The sequence below is a fragment of the Candidatus Methylomirabilota bacterium genome (assembly GCA_003104975.1).
Taxonomy (GTDB): Bacteria; Methylomirabilota; Methylomirabilia; order Methylomirabilales; family Methylomirabilaceae; genus Methylomirabilis.
On sequence record PQAM01000010.1, the window covers coordinates 515,934 to 540,069 of the forward strand.

The 24,136-nt window shown below is 60.7% G+C and carries 24 protein-coding genes; 16 read left to right on the forward strand and 8 right to left on the reverse strand.

Annotated features, from left to right (window positions below; translation table 11 throughout):
• Window positions 1-83 precede the first annotated feature (83 nt).
• The 4 genes from thyX to C3F12_09365 form a co-directional block, all read right to left on the reverse strand.
• Window positions 84-866: a thymidylate synthase (FAD) gene (gene thyX, locus C3F12_09350; GenBank protein ID PWB46240.1), complete on the reverse strand. Its 783-nt coding sequence runs from the start codon at window positions 864-866 to the stop codon at window positions 84-86.
• Window positions 867-963: 97 nt separating this feature from the next.
• On the reverse strand, window positions 964-1,989 hold the full coding sequence (locus tag C3F12_09355) for a 2-oxoacid:ferredoxin oxidoreductase subunit beta (GenBank protein ID PWB46241.1): 1,026 nt from the start codon (window positions 1,987-1,989) through the stop codon (window positions 964-966).
• A 2-nt stretch (window positions 1,990-1,991) separates the two neighbouring features.
• On the reverse strand, window positions 1,992-3,902 hold the full coding sequence (locus tag C3F12_09360; protein ID PWB46242.1) for a 2-oxoglutarate ferredoxin oxidoreductase subunit alpha: 1,911 nt from the start codon (window positions 3,900-3,902) through the stop codon (window positions 1,992-1,994).
• 37 nt (window positions 3,903-3,939) lie between these two features.
• Window positions 3,940-4,491 carry a CBS domain-containing protein gene (locus C3F12_09365; GenBank protein PWB46243.1) on the reverse strand — a complete coding sequence of 184 codons (552 nt, stop codon included), beginning with the start codon at window positions 4,489-4,491 and terminating at the stop codon, window positions 3,940-3,942.
• A gap of 227 nt (window positions 4,492-4,718) precedes the next feature.
• Here C3F12_09365 and C3F12_09370 point away from each other — a divergent pair, with 227 nt between their 5' ends.
• The 16 genes from C3F12_09370 to C3F12_09445 all read left to right on the forward strand — a co-directional run bounded on the left by C3F12_09370 (window position 4,719) and on the right by C3F12_09445 (window position 19,578).
• Window positions 4,719-6,386, forward strand: a complete 1,668-nt coding sequence (locus C3F12_09370) for an NADH-quinone oxidoreductase subunit G (GenBank protein ID PWB46244.1) — start codon at window positions 4,719-4,721, stop codon at window positions 6,384-6,386.
• A gap of 129 nt (window positions 6,387-6,515) precedes the next feature.
• Window positions 6,516-7,043: an NADH-quinone oxidoreductase subunit B gene (locus tag C3F12_09375; GenBank protein ID PWB46245.1), complete on the forward strand. Its 528-nt coding sequence runs from the start codon at window positions 6,516-6,518 to the stop codon at window positions 7,041-7,043.
• A 10-nt stretch (window positions 7,044-7,053) separates the two neighbouring features.
• Window positions 7,054-7,596, forward strand: coding sequence for an NADH-quinone oxidoreductase subunit I (locus tag C3F12_09380; GenBank protein ID PWB46246.1), 543 nt, complete (start codon window positions 7,054-7,056; stop codon window positions 7,594-7,596).
• Window position 7,597: 1 nt separating this feature from the next.
• Window positions 7,598-8,527: a thioredoxin-disulfide reductase gene (gene trxB, locus C3F12_09385; GenBank protein PWB46247.1), complete on the forward strand. Its 930-nt coding sequence runs from the start codon at window positions 7,598-7,600 to the stop codon at window positions 8,525-8,527.
• Window positions 8,528-8,749: 222 nt separating this feature from the next.
• On the forward strand, window positions 8,750-9,961 hold the full coding sequence (locus tag C3F12_09390; GenBank protein ID PWB46248.1) for a molybdenum cofactor biosynthesis protein: 1,212 nt from the start codon (window positions 8,750-8,752) through the stop codon (window positions 9,959-9,961).
• A gap of 61 nt (window positions 9,962-10,022) precedes the next feature.
• A complete protein-coding gene (locus C3F12_09395) occupies window positions 10,023-11,225 on the forward strand; it encodes a phosphoglycerate mutase (GenBank protein ID PWB46249.1) in 1,203 nt (400 codons plus the stop codon).
• Window positions 11,226-11,330: 105 nt separating this feature from the next.
• Complete coding sequence (locus C3F12_09400; GenBank protein ID PWB46250.1) at window positions 11,331-12,533, forward strand: hypothetical protein; 1,203 nt, start codon at window positions 11,331-11,333, stop codon at window positions 12,531-12,533.
• Entirely contained in the window at window positions 12,534-13,580 is a 1,047-nt protein-coding gene (locus C3F12_09405; protein PWB46251.1) for a hypothetical protein, read from the forward strand.
• 289 nt (window positions 13,581-13,869) lie between these two features.
• Window positions 13,870-15,096 (forward strand): IscS subfamily cysteine desulfurase, encoded by a 1,227-nt coding sequence (locus tag C3F12_09410; GenBank protein PWB46252.1) that lies wholly within the window; start codon window positions 13,870-13,872, stop codon window positions 15,094-15,096.
• 12 nt (window positions 15,097-15,108) lie between these two features.
• Window positions 15,109-15,660, forward strand: a complete 552-nt coding sequence (locus tag C3F12_09415) for an NADH-quinone oxidoreductase subunit B (GenBank protein PWB46253.1) — start codon at window positions 15,109-15,111, stop codon at window positions 15,658-15,660.
• Between the two features lie 34 nt (window positions 15,661-15,694).
• Window positions 15,695-16,156: an NADH-quinone oxidoreductase subunit NuoI gene (locus tag C3F12_09420; protein ID PWB46418.1), complete on the forward strand. Its 462-nt coding sequence runs from the start codon at window positions 15,695-15,697 to the stop codon at window positions 16,154-16,156.
• Between the two features lie 145 nt (window positions 16,157-16,301).
• Window positions 16,302-16,739 (forward strand): hypothetical protein, encoded by a 438-nt coding sequence (locus C3F12_09425; GenBank protein ID PWB46254.1) that lies wholly within the window; start codon window positions 16,302-16,304, stop codon window positions 16,737-16,739.
• A gap of 55 nt (window positions 16,740-16,794) precedes the next feature.
• Window positions 16,795-17,517, forward strand: a complete 723-nt coding sequence (locus tag C3F12_09430) for a hypothetical protein (protein PWB46255.1) — start codon at window positions 16,795-16,797, stop codon at window positions 17,515-17,517.
• A gap of 1 nt (window position 17,518) precedes the next feature.
• Entirely contained in the window at window positions 17,519-18,304 is a 786-nt protein-coding gene (locus C3F12_09435; protein ID PWB46256.1) for a formate dehydrogenase accessory sulfurtransferase FdhD, read from the forward strand.
• An 18-nt stretch (window positions 18,305-18,322) separates the two neighbouring features.
• Window positions 18,323-19,177: a hypothetical protein gene (locus C3F12_09440; protein PWB46257.1), complete on the forward strand. Its 855-nt coding sequence runs from the start codon at window positions 18,323-18,325 to the stop codon at window positions 19,175-19,177.
• An 8-nt stretch (window positions 19,178-19,185) separates the two neighbouring features.
• Window positions 19,186-19,578, forward strand: coding sequence for a hypothetical protein (locus C3F12_09445; protein PWB46419.1), 393 nt, complete (start codon window positions 19,186-19,188; stop codon window positions 19,576-19,578).
• Between the two features lie 39 nt (window positions 19,579-19,617).
• Here the strand turns inward: C3F12_09445 and C3F12_09450 are convergent, their stop codons facing one another.
• The 4 genes from C3F12_09450 to mtnN are packed head-to-tail and all read right to left on the reverse strand — an operon-like array spanning window position 19,618 to window position 24,129.
• Window positions 19,618-20,733, reverse strand: a complete 1,116-nt coding sequence (locus C3F12_09450) for a hypothetical protein (protein ID PWB46258.1) — start codon at window positions 20,731-20,733, stop codon at window positions 19,618-19,620.
• Window positions 20,730-21,860: a hypothetical protein gene (locus tag C3F12_09455; protein PWB46259.1), complete on the reverse strand. Its 1,131-nt coding sequence runs from the start codon at window positions 21,858-21,860 to the stop codon at window positions 20,730-20,732. The genes C3F12_09450 and C3F12_09455 overlap by 4 nt, the downstream gene beginning before the upstream one ends.
• Complete coding sequence (locus tag C3F12_09460; GenBank protein ID PWB46260.1) at window positions 21,857-23,311, reverse strand: hypothetical protein; 1,455 nt, start codon at window positions 23,309-23,311, stop codon at window positions 21,857-21,859. The genes C3F12_09455 and C3F12_09460 overlap by 4 nt, the downstream gene beginning before the upstream one ends.
• Complete coding sequence (gene mtnN / locus C3F12_09465; GenBank protein ID PWB46261.1) at window positions 23,308-24,129, reverse strand: 5'-methylthioadenosine/S-adenosylhomocysteine nucleosidase; 822 nt, start codon at window positions 24,127-24,129, stop codon at window positions 23,308-23,310. The genes C3F12_09460 and mtnN overlap by 4 nt, the downstream gene beginning before the upstream one ends.
• Window positions 24,130-24,136: the final 7 nt, after the last annotated feature.

Here is a 24,136-nt window from a genome sequence, read left to right on the forward strand (position 1 = left end):
TCGGATAGCAGGAGTTTGGGAACTGGTCAGTATCTTGGAGCGCACGGCCCATGGCTACCGGGGCAAAGAATAGATGGCGCTGGTTACACCTTGCTGTGAGCGGGCTGCCATTGGGCGGTGCCGTCGGGGAGAGGAACTGCGGTAAAATCCCCAAAGAGGTGCGGCGCCTCCCGGATCATGATCTCGGCTACCTTCCCGAAGACGCTCCGAATCTCCACTTCCGCCCCCGGGACCGTCCTGGCCTCGATCACCCACCGCAGCGTCCGGGCATTCGCCGTCCAGATCAGGGTCGTTGCGACCCCGTCCGGGGCGATGCGCCGCATGGCGGAGGTGAGGACCTTCTTCTCGTGAAACGGCCGCCCGTCGATCTGTAGGGCCTCTGCCAGTTGCGCCTGCGCCTTCTCGCCGTGCCTCACCGCCTCTTCGAAGATCGCGCGTGCCTCCGGATTGTCGCGGATCTCCGGCGGGAGCCACATCGGGATATCGGTCAGCCGCACGAAGCGCAGGCTCTCCTGGCTGATGGCCGTTCCGGCCCGGTGTCGCACCAACTCATGGGTCAGGACCCGGCTGACCTGGAAGAACGCGAAGGTCCAGTTGGCATGTTCCAGCACGCTGCCATGCTTCACGTTCAGGATATTGTCCAGATAGGCCCGGCTTCCCTCTCGGACCTTCGTGACATTCGGATTGAGACCGGGCGCAAACGAGCGATAGCAGGCCCGCCCCGCCACCTCGATCAGTTGCTCGGCCGCTGAGGGGGCATCGGTCGACCACTCGGGCGCGCCGACGGCTTCAAGATAGGCCGCGAGACCCTCAGCATCTATTGACGGTCTGGCCAGGAGAAAGACTTGCGGTTCCACTTCCTTCATGCCCACCCCCTTTATGTGTATACGGACACCGCCACTCTGTGCAGGTATGTGGAGCTTCCGGCCAATCGCTGATCGCTGACGGCTGATGGCTGGTAGTTTATGAAACCGTCCAGGTCTCGCCGGCGTGCAGAAGCTTTTCGAGGGTGCCTTTACCTTGTCGCTGGATGACCGCCTGGTGTTGTTCGGTCAGCAACTCGTCGTAGGTCGGTTCGCGGACGGCGCGCAGCACACCCACCGGCTGCGGAAACTCAGGGCCTTCGAGTCGCGAGAGCATGAAATGATAGCCCCCATCCTTTTGCCGTTCATCATGCACCAGGAGCCCCGATGGATTGCCGTCGATCTCCACAACCTCCGGCGACATATCGGGGCGCATCCGGATCCCCTTGTTTCGCTCTTTCCCAAATACCAGCGGCTTGCCGTGCTCCAGGATCAACAGGCGATCGCTCCGCACATCCTTATCCGTCACCGACTCCCACGTCCCGTCGTTAAAGACGTTGCAGTTCTGATAGAGCTCGACGAAGGCCGTACCCTTGTGTTCGGCCGCACGCCGCAGCACGTACTGCAGGTGTGGGCTGTCGATGTCGATCGAGCGCGCGACGAATGTGGCGGACGACCCGATTGCGACAGACAGCGGATTAAAGGGGCGATCGAGCGCACCGAACGGTGTCGACTTGGTCTTCATGCCCAGCTCGCTGGTCGGCGAGGTCTGGCCCTTTGTGAGACCGTAAATACGGTTGTTGAAGAGCAGAATCTTGAGATCGACATTACGCCGCATGGTATGAATCAAGTGGTTGCCGCCGATCGACAGGCCGTCGCCGTCGCCGGTAATCACCCAGACCATCAGATCGGGGCGCGTCATCTTGATGCCGGTTGCGATCGCCGGCGCCCGACCGTGGATCGAGTGGAACCCGTAGGTGTTCATATAGTAGGGGAACCGCGACGAGCAGCCGATTCCGGAGACGAAGACGATCTGCTCGCGCGGGATGCCAAGGTCGGGCATCACCCGCTGCAGGCTGGCCAGGATCGCATAGTCGCCGCAGCCGGGACACCAGCGGACATCCTGATCCGAAATGAAATCCTTGCGTGTCAGTTTGGGGGGCTGGTCGACACTGCATTGCGCCATTGTTATCGTGCCTCCGCGTGTGTACAAAGCTCGGCCTGCTCACGCGCACCTAACAGTTCTTCCGCCTGGGCCACGATCTCGGAGACCTTAAACGGCCTCCCCTGGACCTTGTGGAACCCGACCGCGTCAATCAGGAACTGCGCCCGCAGGATCGTCAGCAACTGTCCGAGGTTCATTTCCGCTACCAGTATCCGCCGGAAGTTCTTCAGGATGCGGCCGACGTTGGCCGGCATCGGGTTCAGGTAGCGCAGATGGAGGGCAGACACACGACAGCCGCGCCGGCGAAGGCTCTTGACCGCCTGCGTGATCGCGCCGTAGGTCGAGCCCCATCCCACTATGAGCAGATCGCCGGATGGGTCGCCGTAGGCCGTCGCTTCCGGAATCTCATCGACAACACGCGCGATCTTCTCGGCCCGCAGCCGAACCATCGTTTCATGGTTCTGCGGGTCGTACGAGACGTTGCCGACGACATCCTCTTTCTCCAGGCCGCCGATACGATGCTCCATGGCCGGCGTACCGGGGACGACCCATGGGCGCGCCAGTGTCTGGGGCTCGCGCAGATAGGGATAGAACCCCTTGGGGTCCGTCCTGAACGTCACCGGGATCGTCTGAAGCGAGGCTACTTCCGGGAGCTTCCAGGGCTCGGCGCCGTTGGCCAGGAAGCCGTCCGACAGGTAGATGACCGTACACATGTGGCGTATGGCAATCCTGGCGGCCTCAATGGCCATCCAGAAGCAGTCGCCCGGTGTCGCCGGGGCGACCACGACCACGGGACACTCGCCGTTCCGCCCGAAGACCGCCTGGAAGAGGTCGGCCTGTTCGGTCTTGGTTGGGAGGCCGGTGGATGGGCCGCCGCGCTGGACGTTGACAATGACCAGCGGCAGCTCGGTCATCACCGCCAGGCCGATCGCCTCGGTCTTGAGCGCCATGCCCGGACCGGAGGTGGTGGTCATACCAAGCGCGCCCGCGTATGCCGCCCCGATAGTCGCGGTGATCGCCGCGATCTCGTCCTCGGCCTGAAACGTGATGACGTTGTAGTGCGGATACATCGCCAGGGTGTGCAGGATATCGGAGGCCGGTGTAATCGGGTAGGTACCGCAAAAGAGGGGCAGCGATGCCAGTTGCGCCGCCGTGATCAGGCCGACGGCCGTGGCTTCGTTTCCGGTAATGTGGCGATAGGTGCCGGGTGCAATGATGGCGGGGGGCACGGCGTAGCGGGACGGAAACAGCTCGGCCGTCTCGCCGTAATAGTAGCCGGCCCGAAACGCCTTGATGTTGGCCTCGGCCAGCCGAGGGTTCTTCTGGAACTTGGCCCGGATGCTCCGTTCTTCGCGCTCCGTTGGGTGGTTGTAGAGCCAGAACATCAGGCCGAGGGCATAAAAGTTCTTGCAGCGTCCCACCTCTTTGGCCGACAGCCCCATGCCTTCCAACGCGAGAGCGACCTGCTTGGAGATGTCGATGGCGAAGACCTGGTATCCGGAGAGGCTGCCGTCCTCCAATGGGTGTGATTTATACCCGGCCTTCTCAAGGTTCGCCTGGGTGAATGTCCCGACATTGGCGATGATGATCCCGCCGCGCGGCAGGTCCGGCAGATTGATTCGCAGTGCGGCCGGATTCATCACGACCAGTACGTCGGGCTGATCGCCCGGTGTATACACCTCCTGGCTTGAGAAGTGAATCTGGTAGGCCGACACGCCTGCCAACGTGCCTGCTGGCGCCCGAATCTCGGCCGGATAGTCCGGAAAGGTCGCCAGGTCGCTCCCTTCCGCCGCAACGCTTTTAGTAAATTCGGTGCCGGTCAGTTGCATCCCATCGCCGGAATCGCCGGCAAACCGGACGACGACCGTCTCCAGTTCGCTTATCGGCCTGGGGCGGCCTACAGGCGCAGACTGGGTGCTCTCGATATCGCTCATCTGGGTCCTTTCGTGTAGAAGAGGGTCCCGCTGTTCACTAACCGCCGTGAAGCCCCCGTGCTGCAAGGCCGGGCTCGGGCGGGACGTTGAGGACGGCGGTGGGGAACAGCGAGACGATGAATCGGACAACGTCACGTATCGATACAACGCCTACGGGCTGGCCCTGTTTATTAAGCACCGGGATATGACGATAGCCGCCGACGTGCATCTTGTTGAGCGCATACGCGATCCCGTCATCCATCCCTACCGTCTCCGGATTGGGTGTCATCATCTGGCCGACAGGGCTGTCCAGGTCGAGCTGTCCGACCACCTTCTGCAGGATGTCGCGCTCGGTGAGGATACCGGCCAGCCGATTCCCTTCCATCACCAGCACGCAGCCGACGTGGGCCTCGTTCATCGCCGTCGCCGCGCCCCGTATAGTGGTATCGGGTCGGACATAGATCGGCTCACGGAATCCCAATCCCCGTATCGGCTCCGTTAAGATCGAACAGCATATCTTCTCGATATCTTCCTCTTCCTCGATATCTTCGTATGCATCCTCAAATTCGCTTGCTGCAATACCCATCCCGCTCAGCCTCCTGATCTTCATGCCGGAGTGCTCTCACACGTCGTGCGTCCCCTCTTTTCATTGCGCCGCTACCTCTTTTTTACGATAGCCGTGATCGAACCCGATGTCAAGGTGAAAGCCGGCACAGGGAAGGCATCTGAGGCCGCAAAACAGGCGGCTTTGCAGTTGACACTGTCTGACGGCTCGACTATACTAAAGATGGTACGACATGCGTCGAATTCATAGGTTACGAGCGTCGGTCCCGGTGATTGTCACCGTGCAGTAATAGAAATGGAGGAACGTTGGTTGAGCTGACGATCGATGGCAAACCGGTCCAGGTTCCAACCGGGGTATCGATTCTTGAGGCGGTCCTGCAGACCGGCGCCGAGATTCCACATTTTTGCTATCACCCGAAGCTGCGTGTGGTGGGCAGTTGTCGGATGTGCCAAGTCGAGGTTCAGGGAGCCCCGAAGCTGGTGATTTCGTGCGCCACCCCGGTTGCCGACGGGATGGAGGTATTTACGGCCTCCGAACGGGTGAAAAAGGCGAGGAATGCGGTACTCGAGTTTCTCCTCTTGAACCACCCGCTGGATTGCCCCGTGTGCGACAAGGGCGGCGAGTGCCCGCTTCAGAACTACACGCTCCGATATGGTCCCGGCGAAAGTCGCTTTATTGAACCGAAGATCCATCGGATCAAGCACCAGCCGATCGGTCCCTTCATCATCTTTGACGCCGAACGGTGTATTCTTTGCACCCGTTGTGTCCGGTTTTGTCAGGATGTGACGGGCACCTCCGAGCTGGGCGTGTTCGGCCGTGGCGATCGATCCGAGATCAGCCTCTTCCCAGGACGGAGCCTGGACAACGGATACTCGGGGAATGTGATCGATTTGTGCCCGGTGGGGGCGCTGACAAGCCGCGACTATCGGTTTACCGCCAGGCCGTGGGATTTGATCAAACAGGTTCCGACTGTGTGCGGGCTGTGCAGCGCCGGGTGCAACATCACGGCCGATGTCCGTCACAAGGAACCGGGCGCGCAGCTTCTCCGTATCCGTCCCAGGGTGAATGACGAGGTGAACGGTTACTGGATCTGCGACGAGGGCCGCTTCGGATTCCATTTCGCCCAGGACCCGGGCCGGATCGGGACGCCGCTCATACAGCGTCATGAAGGGCTGCAACCGGCGAGTTGGGACGAGGCGATCCGGCGTATTGCCGAGGACCTCGATCGCATCCTGCGAGAGCGGGGGCCTGAAGCCGTCGGCGTGATTGCGTCCGCACGACTGACCAACGAGGAGGCATTCCTCGTTCGGCAACTGTTCAGAGAACGGTTGGGCATTCCCAACATCGATTATCGGGTCCGGCGGTCTCAGGAGCCGGGCGGTGATGCGCCGGAAGATCACCTGCTTCGACGGACCGACAAGTATCCGAACTCGGTCGGGATGCGGACGCTGGGACTGCTTCCCCAGCCCGATGGGATGGGGACCAGGGAGATGCTCCACGCCGCAGCCGAGGGCCGGTTGGCCGCCTTGCTGGTGTTTGAAGAGGACCTCGTGGCTGCGTTGTCTGGAGAGTCGGCCGTTGCCGAGTCGCTCCAGAAACTGGATCTGCTGGTGGTCGTAGATTTGTTCTTGACAGCGACGGCAAAACTGGCGCATGTTGTTCTACCGGGACAGAGCTTTTTTGAAAAGACCGGGACGTTTACAAATTTTGCGGGACGGGTCCAGCGTCTGCAGCCGGCGCTGGACCCGTTCGGCAACGGCAGTCCGCTTATTGAGGTCCTCCAGCGCCTCGCAGGCCGGCTGGCGCTTCCCATTACCGAGGGGAACGCGAAAGCGGTGTGGAACGAGCTTGCCGGCGTGGTGCCGGCCTGCGCGGGTATCACGTACGAGCGTATTGGAGAGTTGGGGTCGCCGCTCACAGACACGGCGGCGGCAAGATAGCGACGGTAGAGAAGCGATCAGCTTTCAGCCGTTAGCGCTCAGCGAGAGCGCGGAAGGAAGACAATTAGACTGCAGTTACGGAATGCTGATGGCTGACGGCTGAGCGCTTACATGTAAAGGAGACAACGCATGGGGTTGTTCGACAACAGACAAGCCGAGCCCAACGTCATTACGACGACGGTTGAGTGGCTCTTTAACTGGGCGCGCAAATCGTCCCCCTGGCCGATGACCTTCGGTCTGGCCTGCTGCGCGATTGAGATGATGGCTACGGGCGCCTCTCGTTTCGACTTGGACCGACTGGGGGCGGGGGTCTTTCGTCCGTCACCGCGACAGTCCGACGTCATGATCGTCGCCGGGACCGTCACCGAGAAAATGGCGCCGCGCATCAAGACCCTGTACGAGCAGATGCCGGATCCCAAGTGGGTGATCGCCATGGGCGCGTGCGCCATTTCAGGTGGCCCGTTCTACTATGATGCGTACCATGTCGTCAAGGGTGTCGACCTGCTGGTTCCGGTCGACGTCTATGTCCCGGGCTGTCCGCCCACGCCTGAGGCGCTCATTTTCGGCATTCTGACGCTTCAGGATCAGATCGCCCGCGGCGAGCGAGCGAAACCAGGCGGCCGGCCGACCCTGCCCGAGCCCCTGGCGGCGGTGTAGGGAGGACGCGATGGGGAGCTATTTTTCAGATCTGTTCGGCGGCAGCGCGAGCATCCTGCGCTCCATGAAGGTGACGCTCAGGCACCTCTTTACCCGCGCCATTACCGTGCAATACCCCGATGAGCAGCGGACGCAGCCGTTGCGCGCGCTTAATCGGCACGTACTCAGGATCGACGAGACGACCGGGCAGCTTAAGTGTACCGCCTGCGAGGCCTGCGCCAGGATCTGTCCTACGCGCTGTATCGAGCTCACCGGGACCGGCAAAGGCAAGAACCGCCACCCGTCCGCCTTTCAGATCGACCACAACCTCTGCATGTATTGTAATCTGTGCGTTGAGGTCTGCCCCTTCGATGCCATTACGATGTGGACCCGAATCGGCGAACTCAGCGCGCCGGAACGCACCGGCCTGGTCTTTGATATCAAGGCCCTGACCGCAGAGCGCTTCTACCCCTCTCCGATGACCCCGGAAAAGCCGCTGCCGCCGGCCCCTGAACCTGAGAAGGCCCCGGAGCCGGAGAAGGTTGAGGCGGTCGCTGCGGCGCCCTCTGCCTGAGATGAGTACATCAACGGAAGAGGTGATCATTCTCGGGTCGGGTCCGGCGGGGCTGACGGCGGCCCTATATACCGCCCGCGCCAATCTGCATCCGCTGGTCATCGAAGGGAACGAGACGGGCGGACAGTTGGTCCTGACGACGCTGGTGGAGAACTATCCGGGATTTCCGGATGGGCTCATGGGGCCGGATCTGATCTCGCGGATGCGACAGCAGGCAGAGCGGTTCGGCGCGCGGTTCGGAAAGGGGGATGCCACGGCCGCAGACCTGCACAGCAGGCCGTTTACCCTCACTGTGGACAACGAGGTCCGTCAGACCAAGGCGCTGATCGTGGCGACCGGGGCGTCGGCCAATATGCTCGGGTTGGAATCCGAACGTAAGCTGCTGGGACATGGCGTCTCGACCTGCGCGACATGTGATGGGTTCTTCTTCAGGGATCAGCAGGTCGCGGTAGTCGGTGGGGGCGACTCGGCGGTAGAAGAGGCGCTCTTCCTGACGAAGTTTGCCACGAAGGTGACGCTGATTCATCGACGGGACAAGCTGCGGGCGTCCAAGATCATGCAGGAGCGGACCTTCGCGAATCCGAAGATTGAGATCTTGTGGAACCGGACCGTCGCAGAGATTCTTGATGTGTCGCAGGGGAAGGTGACCGGCATTGCCACCCGCCGTGACGGTTCGACGTCGGCGGAGACGCTTGCCTGCGACGGCGTATTTGTGGCGATCGGGCATTCCCCGAATACTAAATTGTTTGCTGGGCAATTGGAGATGGACGAACGGGGCTATATCATCACGCGCAACGGGACGATGACGAGTGTCCCCGGCGTTTTTGCGGCGGGTGATGTGCAGGATCATGTCTACAAGCAGGCGGTCACGGCAGCCGGATCGGGGTGTATGGCCGCCCTGGATGTCGAGCGGTATCTGGAAAGCTTGTAGGACGAGCTGTATGGGGCAGAATGCGACGCCCAACTCTCCCGTGTCATTGCGAGGCGAAGCCGAAGCAATCTCACAGTCCTTCGGGATAACAACAGTGAGATGGCCGCGCTCCCGTTGGTCGCTCGCAATGACAGGCTGTTAGGTGAAGGTCTCGTCGTAGACGTTGATAGGTAGGGGCCACAGGCACATCATGGGGCACTGTGAAGTGACGAGGGCAATCCGATGGCCATGAAACCGATGAAGGCGCTCCTCGACCTGGAGGCGGGGATGCGGATCGTGATGGACGCAGCCCCGCCGATAGAGCGGACCGACCAGGTGACGCTGCTGGAGGCGGTGGGCCGGGTCCTGGCCGAAGAGATCTGCGCATCGATGGATGTCCCGCCTTTTGCCCGAGCGGCCATGGACGGGTATGCCGTCAGGGCGGAGGATACGTTCGGCGCGGGCAACTTTTCACCCAGGATCCTGGAACTCATCGAGGTCATCCACGCCGGCGAGTCCGCCCGTCTCAGCGTTCGTCCGGGAAGCTGTATTCAAGTGGCGACGGGCGCCCCGATGCCCGAGGGCGCCGATGCCGTGGTGATGGTGGAGGATACGGAACTGGACGGGACCAATGCGAGGGTCTATAAGCCCGTCTACCCGCAGCAGCACGCCTCCCCGATGGGTGAGGACATCACAATCGGACGCGTCGTCCTGCAGCGAGGGATGCGTCTGGACCCGAGCAAGATCGGTGTGCTGGCCGCCCTTGGGTTCCAGAAGGTGACGGTCTACCAGAAGCCCTTGGTTGCGGTCATTCCGTCCGGCAACGAGATCCTGATGCCCGGGGAGGCGCTGACCCCCGGGAAGATCTACGATATCAATTCATATACGCTGTCTGCGCTCATCAGCGAGAACGGCGGGCTTCCGCACATCTTCCCTATCATGAAGGACACATTGGAATCGGCGATGGCGACCATCCGCGAGGCCTTGGCCTACGACCTGATTGTCCTGTCCGGGGGCAGCTCGGTCGGTGAGCGGGATATGATGGTCGAGGCGGTACAGCGGATGGGGGAGATAAAGTTTCACGGCATTGCCGTCAAGCCGGGCAAACCGACCCTGTGCGGCATCGTGGAAGGCCGGCTGTTGATCGGGATGCCGGGGTATCCCACGTCATGTCTGACCAACGGATATGGCATCCTGGCGCCCGCGCTTCGGAAAATGGCGAGGCTCGGCCGGGGCACGCTCGCCTCGCTGAAGGCCCCGATGGCCCGTCGTTACACCTCGACCATCGGTCGGCATCAATACCTGCCCGTCCGTCTCGACGGAGGGGAGGTCGTCCCGGTATTCAAGGAATCGGGCGCCATTACCTCGATGGCCGACGCCGAAGGGTATATCGAGATTCCTGCCAACGTGGACCTCCTTGAAAAGGGAGAAGTCGTGGAGGTTCTCCTGTTTTGACCACCCATCCGATTACCCGCGGCGTTCTGTCCGGGCCGTACTGTCTGGAGACGAGACCCTCATGGATCTGACGCTTATCAAGCAACTTGCCGTTCCTTCGTCCTCGAAGATCGTCCTGTTCGTCGCCGACGGGCTTGGGGGCCTGCCGAGAGAGGCCGATGGTCGGAGTGAAATGGAGATCGCAAGGCTCCCTAATCTCGACGCCCTTGCCGCTCGTTCGCTCTGCGGTCTCATCGATATGGTGGGTCCGGGAATCATCCCCGGCAGCGGACCCGGCCACCTCGCCCTTTTTGGTTACGATCCGTTGACGTATCAGATCGGACGGGGGGTGCTCGAGGCGTGCGGCATCGACCTGGAACTTCGTCCGGGTGACGTCGCGAGTCGTGGCAACTTCTGCACACTTGACGGGGAGGGCAGGATTACGGACCGGCGCGCCGGTCGAATCACGACGGATGTCTGTGAACGTTTGTGTCGGCAACTCGACCGGATCCGGGTCGAGGGGGTAGAGATTATTGTACGGCCCGTCAAGGAGCATCGGTTCGTCGTCGTATTTCGGGGGGATGGGCTCTCGGATGCCTTGTGCGACTCCGATCCTCAGACCATCGATGCGCGACCGCTTGCGGTCACGGCGCTCAGCCATGAGGCCGAACGGACGGCAGCGCTGGTGAACCGGTTTCTGGAACAGGCGCGCGGCATCCTCAAGGCGGAGCAGCGGGCCAATATGATTCTCCTCAGGGGATTTGCTCTGCCGCCAAGGCTGCCGGCGTTTCCCGACCTGCTGGGGCTCCGTGCGGTAGCGATCACCTGTTATCCGATGTACCGCGGTCTCGCCAAACTTGTCGGCATGGAGGCGTTACCCTTCTGCGCCGATCTGGATGACGAACTCCGGACGTTGTCGGCCAACTGGGACCGGTACGATTTCTTCTACGTCCATTTCAAGGGGACCGATCGGGCCGGTGAGGACGGCGACTTTGACGCGAAGGTGGCCGCGCTGGAAGAGGCGGATCGGCGGATTCCCGATTTTCTTGCGCTTCACCCCGATGTCTTTATCGTGACCGGCGATCATTCGACCCCGGTCGTGCTGAAAAGCCATAGCTGGCATCCGGTCCCCTTTCTGCTGTGGTCGCGATGGTCTCGCCCGAGCGGGGTCGAGAGATTTACAGAGCGGGAGTGTGCGCGGGGACCGGTGGCACGAATGCACGCGATCGATCTCATCCCAATGGCCATGGCCAACGCCTTGCGATTCAAGAAATTCGGGGCCTGACACAGGTTTATCCGGAGCGCCTCCCACCATCCTCTCGCAGCACGAAGACGTTTCTATTCGCCGGGTCTGCGCCATGGTGAACGACGCAGCATTGAGGAGGAATGTATGTCAAGGGTCGGCCTGTACTGGCGCCTCCTCCAGGGTGTCGTGGAAAACCCGCGCTACTACTACTTCGTACTTCGGAGGAGCGCCTACGATAAGACCGCCAGACGGCTTGCGAACAATGACCTCCCCGACAAGGGAACCTTCTATCCTGTCAAGCTTAACCTGCGCATCATCTACGGTTGTAACCTCCGCTGCAGGATGTGCGGCCAGTGGGGCGACACCGGGACCTACTTCGGTTACGATACCGCCAGGCTCCAGCGCAAACTGAAGCTCGAGGTGATTGAGAGGGTCATTCAGGAACTCGTACCGCACGGCCTCAGGTACGTCGACATTGAGGGGGGCGAGACCTTTCTCTATCCGCACATCATCGAGCTCTTGCGGATATGCAAACGCCACCGTCTGTTCGTGAAGCCCGTCACCAACGGGACGCTCTTGACAAAGTATGCGGGAGAGTTGATCGATACGGGGATCGATGCGATCCACGTGTCGATCGACGGCGATGAGCACACCCACAACTTTGTGCGCCAAGCGGAGTGGGCATACAGCAAGACGCTGGAGGGGATGGAGGCGATCATTGTGGAGCGCGAGCGCCGCAACCGCCATAGGCCGCTTGTGCATGTGAGCTTCACCATGACGCGCCATAACAAGGGCCTGTCGCTCTACAAGCTCTGCGAGGAGCTGACCGGGAAAGGGTTGCTGGACGTTCTCTGTATCAAGTCGAATCCGATCTGGGTTCCTACGGACAAGGGCGAAGCCTATAACAAGATGATCGATCAGTATTTCGGCGTCGGTGACATCACGAGCTGGATGGGATTCGTTGAGGACTACGGAGATTTCGAGGAGGAGGCACGGGAGATCGCGCAGACGATCCGCCGGCTCAAGACCAAGGAATATGACTTTTTCGTTCATCACGTACCGTCGATCCCATTGCCGGAGGTTCCGAGGCTCTACGCGGACTACAACTGGAATCTCGGGCGCACGCATTGCCCAGTGCCCTACCTTGAGCCGACGATCGACGTTGACGGTCATGTCTATCCGTGTAACCTTTTCATAGACGAGCCGCTTTCGATGGGGAACGTCAACGAGCAACCGTTCCTCGATATCTGGTTCGGCGACAGGTACCAGACCTTCCGGCGGATGCTGTCGGAGCAAGGGGGGCTCCTGCCGATCTGCAACCGCTGCTGCCAGCTTACCGAACACTAGATGAGTCAGGAAACAGACAAGCGCGGCCTCAGAATCGTTCACGTTCTCCTGCCGCTCGCCGGCGTTGCGCTCTTCAGCTACCTGATCTACTCAGCGGGGCCGCGGGAGCTGTGGGGAGGGGTCGTACGCTTCGGCTTCGGGCTTGTCCTCTTTCTGGCGCTGGAGGGGGTGGGCGACGTTATGCGCGCCATAGCGACGCGCTACTGCTTCAGCCCGGACGGCCCGAAGGTGCCGCTCATGAACCTGCTGTATGTACGCTGTACCGCGGCGGCGTACAACTTTATCACGCCGACGTCCGGGTTTGGCGGCGACGTGGTCAAGGCGATGCTCCTGGAAAAGTACGTCCCGCGCAGCGAGGCGGCGAGAGCGGTGATCGTCGATAAGTTTACGTACGGTGTCGCGCAGTTTGGGATGGCCTTTCTGGGATCCGCGGTGATCCTGTGGTGGACGCCGCTGGACCGCGGTGTCAAGCTCACGTTCTGGGCTGCGAGCGCGCTCATGTGGGGCGGCTTCATCGGATTTCTGGTCTTTCAACGGCAGGGGTGGTTGGGCGGATTTCTCAGCCGCATCGTCGGGGTCGTTGCCGGGCGAAAGGCACGCGAGTGGATCGAGACCAACCTGTCCGAGTTGGACGGCCGGCTGCGCAGTCACTACGAGCAGCAGGGAAAGGCGCTGATCCTGTCGCTATTCTGGCACGCCCTGGCGTTCACAATGGGGATCGCGCAGGCCGGACTCTTCCTCTGGTATGTGTTCGGCGTAGACGACTGGGCGAAGGCGTCTGCGATCTGGTCCTTGGGGAGCTGGTTCGACTGCATGATCTTTATGGTTCCGGCTGGGCTCGGGACGCAGGAACTTACGCGAGCGCTGATCTTCGAGCGGGCGATCGGCTTTACCTTCAGTGAGGGTGTGGCGTTTTCGATGATCCTGCGAATCAACCAGATATTCTGGACGGCGGTCGGCCTGGGGACGCACGCGTTGGAGATAGCACTGCATCGGCGACGGCTTGGAAGCGCGCCCATCAGGACGGAATCAGACACTGGGCTGTAAGATACACTCGGTCGCAGATCGGCTGTGCCGTATGGAACCGGATGGGAATGCGGGCGCTCATCCTTATCGTGCGGGTGGGATGGATCTGATACCTCTTGCTATGGCCGACGCATTGCGATTCAAGAAGTGTGGGGCATGAGGCCAAAAACAGACGAGGGCGGCGAAATCACCGTTGAAATTGACACTCGCATAATAGTATTCTTACTATGGATAGCGTTGAGCAGTTGGTGCGACCGGGTAAAACGGCCGATGGCGGAGGGCTGACAACCGAACAGCCGCGAGAATTCTGATGGCAGCGACCCTTCCTCTCTACATGGATCATATGGCGACGACGCCCGTCGCCTCGGAGGTGTTCGAGGCGATGCGTCCGTACTTCTGCGAGCGGTTCGGCAATCCGGCCTCTCGGAGCCACTCGTTTGGGTGGGTGGCGGAGGAGGCGGTGGAGCAGGCCCGCGCCCAGGTTGCGCACCTGCTCGGCTGTAGGGCCGCAGAGATCGTCTGGACGAGCGGCGCCACCGAGGCGGACAATCTTGCGATCAAAGGGGTCGCGTCGGCCTACCGAGAGAAGGGCCGACACATCATCACCTCAACGACCGAGCATCATGCGGTTCTCGATACGTGTCGGCGGCTGGAACGGGAGGGCTGTCAGGTGACCTACCTTCCGGTAGATAATACCGGGCGGGTCGATCCGACCGACATCGAGCGAGCGATCAGAAAGGATACAATCCTGATCTCGATCATGGCGGCGAACAACGAGATCGGGACGCTGCAACCGGTCGCCGAAATCGGCCGGATCGCGAAGCGTCATGGGGTCCTGTTTCATACCGACGCCGCCCAGTACGTCGGGAAACTCCCGCTATCGGTGGACGACTGGCAGGTCGATCTCCTTTCGGCGTCAGCGCATAAGTGTTATGGTCCGAAGGGGGTGGGCGCGCTTTACGTGCGGATGACCAAGCCTCGCGTCACACTCATTCCACAGATGGACGGCGGCGGCCACGAGAAGGGGCGTCGCTCCGGGACGCTGAATGTCCCGGGGTGCGTCGGGTTCGGTGCCGCCTGTGCGCTTGCCGAACGCGAGCTTCAAACCGAGCCCGCGCGACTCCTTGCACTTCGCGAGCGGTTACGCAACGCGCTGTGGTCCGGCCTGGACTTTCTGCACCTCAACGGTCACCCCACCGACCGGCTTCCCGGCAATCTGAACATCTCGTTCGAGTTCGTTGAGGGCGAGTCGTTGCTGATGGCGCTGAAGGGAATCGCCGTCTCGTCGGGCTCTGCGTGCACCAGCGCCACGGTTGAGCCCTCATATGTGCTGCTGGCGATCGGACTGAATGCCGAACTCGCCCATGCCAGCATCCGTTTCGGACTGGGTCGGTCGAATAGCGAGGAAGAGGTGGACTACGTGGCCGCCCGCGTGATAGAGAATGTGAGCCGCCTGCGGGCGCTCTCGCCATTATACGAGATGGCGCTTGAGGGGATCGATGTGAAAGACACCCGGTGGAGTATTCGGGCGTGTTGAGAGAGAGATAGGATGAAAGAACTTCAGTTGACGAATACAGAGGGGCCGATCACCAAGGCGGAAGAAGAAGAATTCGAGCGGGGGCTCCTGTTGACGACCCTGGACAACCTGGTTAATTGGGCGAGGAAGTCATCGATCTGGCCGGCGAGCTTCGGACTGGCCTGCTGTGCCATTGAAATGATGGCCACGGGCGCCTCGCGATTCGATCTGGCTCGATTCGGGGCCGAGGTCTTTCGCGGATCGCCGCGTCAATCCGACCTGATGATTGTGGCCGGTCGTGTGAGCCGAAAGATGGCGCCGGTCCTCAGAAGGATCTACGATCAGATGCCTGAGCCGAAGTGGGTGATTGCCATGGGCGCGTGTGCGTCCTGCGGCGGGATCTTTAACACCTATACCATCGTTCAGGGCGTAGATCAGATCGTTCCGGTTGATGTCTATGTGCCGGGCTGCCCGCCCAGACCGGAGCAGTTAATTCACGGGATCATGCTGCTGCAGGAAAAGATCGCGAAGGAGCGGCCGAGCAAGCAGGGTCTTTTTCACCTGCCCTGGAAACGGGCGGCATAAGGTCGTTGCGTGTGGCACGTGAGGGGTGGCTATGATGATCGCCGAGATCTTGAAGGGGATGGCGACGACATTCAAGCATATCTTCCGGAAGCCGGTGACGGTCTCCTATCCGGAAGAGCGGCTGCCGCTGGCGCCTCGCTACCGCGGCCTGCACATGCTTGTGGTGGGCGACGATGGGATGGAGCGGTGCGTAGGATGCGAATTATGTGCGGTCGCCTGTCCGGCCGACGCGATCTATGTGGAGGCGGCTGAAAATACCGAGCAGGAGCGCCACTCCAAAGGTGAGCGCTATGCGAAGGTGTACAAGATTCACATGCTGCGGTGTATCTTTTGCGGCTACTGCGAAGAGGCCTGCCCTGAGGAGGCGATTGTGCTGGGCAAACAGTACGAGATCGCATCCTACGAGCGGGGAGAGTTTGTGTACGGAAAGGAGCGTTTGATGACGCCGCTGGCTGAGGCGCTGAAGCAGCGGCCTGATCTTCACCCCGACTGGTAGCGGGATCGAAGCGGGTGAGGAAGGTCACGGCGCGCGACGTTCGCGGCCGGCTGCGCTGCGCATTCGGGATGCGAGAAGGTGGCGCCGCCCCGTCCGAGGCGGCAGGTATCTGTGTGACGCGTTCGCAACTTAACGGAGGGAGGGCATGGTAATCAGGCACGAAACGTTTACGGTAGCGACGGAGGATCGGCTCCAGTTCATGGACCTGACAAAGCGTGTGCGAGATCTGATCCAGGGGCATAGGATCAAGCAGGGGTTGGTCGTCCTCAACTCTCTTCACACGACGACGGCGCTGTTCATCAATGAGTGGCAAGAGGCCCTGCTGCACGACATCCAGGATCTGCTGAACCGGCTGGTCGGACAGGGAGACGGCTATCGCCATAACGATCCATCGTACTCTGATTGCGATCGGAGCAACGCCGACTCGCACCTTCGTTCGCTCCTGCTTGGCCGGCAGCTTTCGGTTCCGGTCGTAGATGGGGAGATGAACCTCGGAACCTTTGAGTCCATTATCTTTGCCGAGCTGGACGGACCGAGGGAGCGGCAGATTCAACTCCAGATACTGACTGCGAAAGAGGGTTGATGCCGGATCCTGCCTATCTGCGCTTCGTGCCCAGACAGGCTGAAGGGGCGAGACAATGAGCACGGCTGCCCCGGGGATTACTGAATTTGAGGAGGGTTGGCATTCTCGGAAGGGACGGGCCATCCGCGAGGTCGTCTTTGGGATGCACGATGGTCTGATCACCACCATCGGGTTCCTATCGGGGGTCAATGCGGCAAATGCGAGTTGGCGTATCATCATCGTCGCTGGGCTGGCGGAGGCGGTTGCCCAGACCCTGTCAATGGGATTCGGCGGCTATCTGTCCACCAAATCGGAACGGGAGTTTTACCAACGGGAGATCGTTCGGGAACGGTTAGAGATCGAGACCGCGCCGGAGAGGGAACGCGATGAGATGCGTGAAATCTATCGGAGCAAAGGCTTTTCGGATCGTGAGGTCGAGCTGGTCGTGGCTCGGATGACGGCCGACCGGGACGTCTGGCTCAAGGCGATGATGATGGAGGAGTTGGGACTGATTGAGGATCGATTCGACAACCCCGCAAAGGTCGGCCTGCTGATCGGGGTTTCGTCGCTTATCGGAGCGTTTTTACCGATCCTGCCATACTTCTTTCTCGAACTGAGATGGGCGTTTGTGGCGTCGATCGGCGTGGCCGCGTCGGCCCTGTTTGTCACCGGGGCAGGGAAAACCGTCCTCACCAAAAAGACCTGGTGGAAGAGCGGGTTGGAGATGATGGGGATCGGGCTCCTGGTCTCGGTTGCGGGTTACGGCATCGGGTACGTCTTAGGCGCCCTCTGGTACTGATATGGCTATGCATCGGATTGTTCGGTATCGCGGCGGTTCATTCGAGACGGTCGAGATCCCGGTGGTAGGAGAGCAACCCCTCACGATCTTCGTCAACGGGCATGAACTCGCGACATTGCTCTGTACGCCGGTCAAGCTCGACGGACTGGTCCTGGGATTTCTCAGTTTTGAGGGGATCATCCGCTCGCTCGATGAGGTGCGATCGTTTGAGGTGTTTGCCGAGGAGGGGGTGGCGGATGTCAGGCTGACTCAGAAATTTACCCCCCCGCATCGGCGCATCCTGACCTCCGGGTGCACCGGAGGGATCACGTTCGGCATGCCGATGGAGGGAGTCACGGGGTTCCCTGAAGACGCGACCCTGCATCCGGAGCAACCGTTCGATCTCATGAAACAGTTGTATGCTGAGGCGTATCTCTACCGGGAGTCGCGTGGTATTCACGCCGCGGCCCTGAGCGATGGCAAGCGATTGTTGTTGGTTGCTGAGGACGTCGGCCGTCATAACGCACTGGACAAAATTCACGGTGAAGCGTTGCTGCAAGGGATTTCCACCGCCGGGCGAATCCTCCTATCTACCGGTCGGATCTCGTCCGAGATGCTCCGCAAAGGGGCCCACATGCGGACCCCATTCGTTATCTCTCGTACCTCACCCACCGGCCTCGCTATTGCCGCGGCCAAGCGCTTCGGCATCACCGTGATCGGCTACTGCCGTAGCGAAGGATTCAATGTGTACAGCCATCCGGAACGTTTGCTGCCGCAGCAGGTGTCACTCATGGCCGCCAGCCACTAATCACGCCTCACTCGTCTCATGTCCCTGATCGATCTACACGCTCACTCGACCGCTTCAGACGGCGTACGTTCTCCCCAAGACCTTGTTGGTCTTGCGAAAGCGTCAGATATTGCCGTCCTGGCCGTCACCGATCACGATACGCTCGAGGGGTTGCCGGCGGCCATAGCTGAAGGGGAACGGGTGGGACTGCAGATCGTCGCAGGCGTCGAAATCACCGCCCATGCGGAGGAGCTTGAGGTTCACATCCTTGGTCATTTCATTGATCCGTCCGATCACCAACTGGCCGAATTTTTGACCTCCTCCCGCAGTGATCGAATCAGGAGGGTGCATCGGATGATCGAAAAGCTCTGGACTCTCGGTCTCCCGCTTGACGTCGGTGAGGTCGTCAAGCTGGCGCCGGGCTATTCGGTCGGACGCCCCCATGTGGCACAGGCGATGATCCAACGCGGGTATGTGACGTCGTTGAAGGATGCCTTCGACCGGTATCTGACATCCGGCAAGCCCGCCTATGTGGAACGATCCCGGATTCCTGCTTCTATGGCGATACGTTCGATCAAGGCGGCTGGAGGTCTCGCATCTCTGGCGCACCCTGGAGATTACCACCGCGACGAGATCGTTCCCTTCCTTGTGCAGCACGGCCTTGACGGCCTTGAGGTGTATCATCCGGAGCATGACACGGAATCGGTATTCCGGTATGAGCGTATGCGTCTGGAATACGGCCTGGTGGCGGTCGGCGGCTCCGACTATCACGGCACCGGCGGCCTTCGCTCGATAGGGCTCGGGAGGCCGGCCCTGCCGGAGGCGCGGTTCGACGAGTTGGTCGCCGCATGTTCCGCTGCCCGCACCCACCCTCTTCGAACTGAGGTGGGATGACCCCGCAGATGCGCGAGTTTTTCGTCAAGACGACGCACAAGTATCAGGTGGTCGATATCACATCGAGAGTTCGGGAGATCGTGGCGCAGGACGGTCTGGAGGAAGGGCTGTGTTGTGTTTTTGTGCCGCATGCGACCGCGGCGGTCACCATCAACGAGAATGCCGATCCCAACATCGGCGACGATCTTCAAGAGGCGTTAGGAAAGCTGATCCCGGAGGGGGTGTGGCGTCACGATCGGATCGACGACAATGCGGCGGCCCACATCAAGGCGACCATCCTCGGCCCGAGCGAGACGGTGCCGGTCAAGCACGGGCGGTTGGTGTTGGGCACCTGGCAGAGCATTATGCTCGTAGAGTTTGACGGCCCGCGCGAGCGGCGGATCATCGTCCAGGTCAGCTAAGCGGTCCGGTGCTGCGTTGCGCCACGATGACCGGCTGGGCTACTGGGGGAAGAACTTGTAGATGAAGAAGCCGTGCTCGGGCTTCTCCTGGACAAATTTCATGGCCGAGATAAGAAGTTCCTGGTTGCCATCCCCGTCGATGTCTCCCACTGCTACGTCAGGGGTGTTCATATGGGTCGTGGCCCTGAGCTCAACCGTCGGCTGGGCCTCCATTCCTGTTGGCAGCTTGACCTCGTAGATCTCGTGTCCGCGAATGAAGAGGAGGTGGGGCCGCCCCAGCGCGCGCACGAGGACAAGCCTATTGCCCATGCATTCCTCAAACGGGAGGACAGACTGGGCCAACGCTCTCATGCCCTTGATCTTTACATCATACCCGTAGACCTCGAATTGGCACTTCTTGTGGGGCTCGTCGTAGGTGGACGTCCCGTCTCCAAGGATCAGCAGTTCGTCACGCCCATCGCCATCCAGGTCCAAAGGGACGAGGCTCTGCACATCGTACTTGAGGTGGATCTTGGAACCCTGACGAAAGCCCTTACCCTCCCATGTGAAGAATACCACGTCGTCGAAAGCATATTCGGGGTCCTCCGGCATCCACCACGCCGCATCAATGGCCAGAGTTGTCAGCTTCGGGTCCACAAGCTTCCCGGCAACGAGAGCTTGGGGCTGGGCATCGAGGGGCACGCGAAACGTCTTCCGCTTCCACTGCTCCCCTTCTTTTTGAACCACTAGAAAGGCTCCTGCGGCTTTCTCCGGATCCTCGAAAATAGGGGCATAGTAAATGAGCTCGCCTTTCGAGTTGCGATCGATATCGGCGACCACGAGTGCACTTAAGCTAACATTTCCCTCTTCGAGCATTCCAGTTTCTCTGAATGCCGCTAGGCTCCAGGTATAGAGATGTAGCTCAGTGAGACCGGCTCGCTGAGGGTTTCGGCTTTCAACGACGAGCACATCGGACTTCTCACCCTCCAGTCTGCCAGCGGCGAGGGTGCGGGTAAAGAGGTGGAGATTAGGGGCCAGAGTTTCCGAGAGGAAAAACGCTAGCTTAAGGGCGTCTCGTTGCGGCGCGGGAGGATAGGTCTCTGCCGCGCTTACTGTTCCCAAAAAGATCAGACCGATCGCGGCAACGGCGATAATAAGTGGACGCATGATTGTCACTGCTCCAAAATGTTTGGGAAGTGGAAGTCAGAAACTCGTATGTAATCACGCCACTGACCATGGACGTGGGTAAGTTTCGGGGCGCAGTAGCTATAAGTTGCCCCTCCGTAGAGCTTCGCTCTTCTCGCAATTTCAACGCAATCGTCTCGTTTTCCTGGACCCCCTCCCTCATCCAGAATCGGTGACCAATCCACGGCCCAACCGTACTGGTGGAGGCTGTGATCTTTGGACCCTCGGTCCTTTTTGAGGGACTCATTGTACTGAGGGGTGCGGTAGGTGCTGGAACGATTATTCGCAAGTCGGTAGGCGGTATCTCTCTGTCGGGTCTGGCGCACCCAATCCGCATAAGCCGTCTGCGTGGCGGCCTCTCCAGCCGGCAGCTCGGGCTTGAGAGGGATGCGATCGCCTACGAAGTCTTCTCGCGCAGGGACCTTGATGGCGTGGTCCACATATTGCTGGCGAACGGGGTCTGGGCTGCGCTCTGTCACGGTGACCGGGGTGGCGTCCCAGGTGTTCCCAAAGATGGTCACCTTCGCCATGAAGGTATAGGAAAGTGGCCCCGGCCTTCCGTCCTTCCCGTGAGGGGGCACATCAATCTGGGGCGTCCACGTTTCTCCCTGGCCGGTCAGGGTCGTCGATGGGCCACTGGTGGGATCAGCCGGCAGCTCCCAGCTAATCCCAGACGCGAACTGCGTATGGATGCGATCCGGCGAGATCGTCGCCGATGCCGTGAGGTTCGCCACCCGTGTCTCAGTCTCCGTGATAAACATCCAGGTTGCCTGGGGCTGGACGATGGTTAGCGTGGGGGCGATGATCGCGATGGTGTGACTGGCCGAACATGGGGGACCTTTCGGGTTCAGATAATTGACGCTGATGGTCACCGTCTCCGGGCTGCTCCCTGTGTATGTGAAGGTGCCGGAAGCTCCCAAGGGGCTGAGGCCATGGGTCAGTGACCAGTCAAAGGACCCTCCTGGAACGGTGGCCGTTGCGGTCAGTGTGATGGTCTCGCCCACCACCGCCTCCGATGGCCCACTAACCGTGACGGTGCAGACCCAGGCATGGACAGGAGATTCCCACAGGACCAGCAGCACCCACCCCACGAAGAGACTTGCGGCGCGCGCCCTCATCGCGGCCTGACCCCTGTCGAACTCCCATCGCTTACGCTCTTCAGCCGCTTGGCAGCCTCCTTTTTCCAGACACCATCTCCACCGTCACCCACGGATTGATAGAGCTGAACGGCCTGATCCATGTGGCCGAGTCCTTCGTGAGCCCGACTCAGCTCATAGGTGGCGTAATCGTGATCTTTGTGCTTGGGATACCGGAACCGAAACTCCTCGTAGATCACCGCAGCCTCCGCGTGCCGCCCCTGATCCTGGCGAGTCTTGCCGAGCCAGAGATACGACTGGGAGGTGATCTGCTCAATGGCACTCTTGAGCCCGGGATCACGAGCCTGCCCTCTCAAGGTTTCGAACTCCGAGGCGATGGCGGCCGCCGCTTGTTCCACTACGTCGTAGCGGCCAACGGCATGTCCATGCCGCTCCATCTCGTAGTACGCCTTCATGGCCTCATAGCTTCCTGGCTGGGTCTCGATCACCTGATTGGCGAGGGCCAAGGCCGACGCAAAGGTTGCCTGGGCCAAAGCATGCTTCCCCTTCCAGTGGAGGTCTCGAGCAAAGTTCATCTGGCTGCGGTAGTCGGCAATGCCGTTGACAATGTCGGCGATCTGTTTGAGCTCCTCCTCAGCCAGCTCTTTCCGTCCCGCGGCCCAGTGGCAGCTCACAATCCGCTGGTAGGCCTTTTGCACATAGAAGAGGTTTTGAGGGTAGCGCTCGATGTAGGCCCGGTAGTGGCGAATGGCTGCCTCACAATCCCGGGCGGCCATGGCCTTTCGACCGAGGAGGAAGAGGGCCTTCTTGGCAAAAGCATCATCACCCGGACGCTCAGCAATCCACTGGAGTAGGGCCTTGCCTGCCTCCACGTCTTCGTATTTGAGGTAGATCACGGCCAGGTCGTAGGTGTCTTTGGTCTCGAACGCTCGGGTCGGATAATGGCGTTGGAGGTGGCCGATAAGCTGTGCCTGAGCCTCACGCTCGCCGTGTTTCTCATAGGAGGCTAACAGCTTCGAAGCCGCCCGAAGCGCCACCTTGATCTCCTCAGGGCGTTGTGAGGTGGCGTGTTCGCTGACGATACGTGCGAGGAGCTGACGTCCGTCCGCCTCGGCGCCGTACTCCAGGTACATATGCGCCAGCCGCTCGAGGTCTTTCAAGTCACACTCCGGGGTGGGGTAGGTCGCTTTGAGGTAACTGACGACCCGCTGAATCTCCTCGGTCTGCCCCTGGACTTGGTAGACTCTCAAGAGCTTCTGATAGATCGAGATCGAGGTCTTGATCTGCTGAGAAAATAGTGAGAGGCACTGCTGGTAGCGCGTGATCGCCTGAGCGTAGTTCTTGTCCCTCTCGGCGCTGAGGCCTTGCGTGAGGCACTCCTTTTCCCCGGCGGGCGCCTCCGAGACCAGAAGGGGTATGCTCAGGAGGAGCAGGGCAAGGCTCAGTCCCACCTGTGCTCTTCGCGCCGTCATGGCGTAGCTTCTGGGGTGACAGGTGAGGACGACATCTGCCTGACGAACTCCGTCACGATCTGGCCCAATCGTCCCTCAAAGCGTCGGAGCGAGTCCACGTACTCGTCCCCGGCCTGATCGCCTGCCCGGTCGGTGATGAGACGGATGAGGAGAAATGGCACGCCATGGGCTTCACAGGCCTGGGCCACAGCCGCCCCGGTCATATCCACGGCCTTGGCGCCGAAGCGTTTGACCAGCCACTCCTTCTTCGGCTCGGAGGCGATGAACTGGTCGCCGGAGACAAGAGGCCCCTCCACGACATGAAATCCTCCATTCCGCTCTGAGAGTCGCAAGGCTGCCTCTCGTGCAAGGGTAGTGAACTTTCGCTGAGCCGCTGAGGAATCTTTTGTTCTCGACCCCTCGTTATCTCGCCCCTCCCAGATCAGCCCGTACGGCTTCATGGTGCCGGTATCGTGCTCCAAGGCCGATTGGGCGATCAGGATATCGCCCGGCTCAAGCGCATTATCAAGGGCCCCGGCAGTCCCGAGGGAGATGACCCTGTCCATGGGGAAGTGCTGGAGGAGCATCTGGGTGGTTATGGCATTCTGGATCTTCCCCCTGGGCGATCGGATGATCACCACCGGAACAGCGCCAATCCTCCCTGAGTAGAACTCTCGCCCATTCCTCACCACGACCCCTTCCCCTTCCATCGCCTTTCGGACCACCTTGAGGTCGGCTGTGCGGGCTACGATGATCCCCAGGGCGGCCTGCGCCACGACCGGCAGCACAAGCGCGTGGAGGACGACGATCAGGCAGAGCGCCTTCCCCTTGAACGGCATGATCCGC